Raw genomic sequence first — 565 nt, 5'->3', positions numbered from 1 at the left:
CGTCCAACGTGACACGGACAAGGACGGCGATCCAGACGTGACGGATAACGATGATGACAACGACGGTATTCCAGATGACCGAGACGACAATCCGAAAGCTAAGGATGCACTGACGGTTGAGATAGTAGATACCGCTCGTGTAACTGACAAGCAAGCAGTTGTCCCAGTCAAAGTGGTAACGCCAAGCAAGCCAAACTCTGTGATTGCAAGCACAGAAACCAATGGCCTTCGTGTCGACGATCAAGGACAGCTTGTTGGAACCCCAACCGATATCGTCTTCGTAGGCACTGCGGAAACAGCGACCGTTGAGATTCCAGTCACTGTCACCAACCCAGCTGATGATGCACCGGTTAAAGAAACAGTTACCGTGACCATTGACCGTGATACGGACAAGGACGGTCAGCCAGACGTGACGGATAAGGATGACGACAACGATGGCATCCCAGATGACACGGATAACAATCCGAAAGCTAAGGACGCTCTCACAGTTGAAACGGTTAATACTGTTCGTGTGACCGATAAGCAGGAAGTTGTCCCAGTCAAAGTGGTAACGCCAAGCAAGCCA

At 51.0% G+C, this 565-nt stretch carries 1 pseudogene; it reads left to right on the top strand.

The annotated features are described in order from the left end of the window. Positions 1–565 (top strand): annotated as a pseudogene (locus tag ACMZ6Z_RS09565) (YSIRK signal domain/LPXTG anchor domain surface protein); the annotation flags it as partial.

Origin of the sequence: Streptococcus pluranimalium, assembly GCF_047785705.1 — a bacterium.
In the GTDB taxonomy this organism is placed as follows: Bacteria; Bacillota; Bacilli; order Lactobacillales; family Streptococcaceae; genus Streptococcus; species Streptococcus pluranimalium_A.
This window is presented reverse-complemented; position numbering and strand designations above follow the sequence as displayed.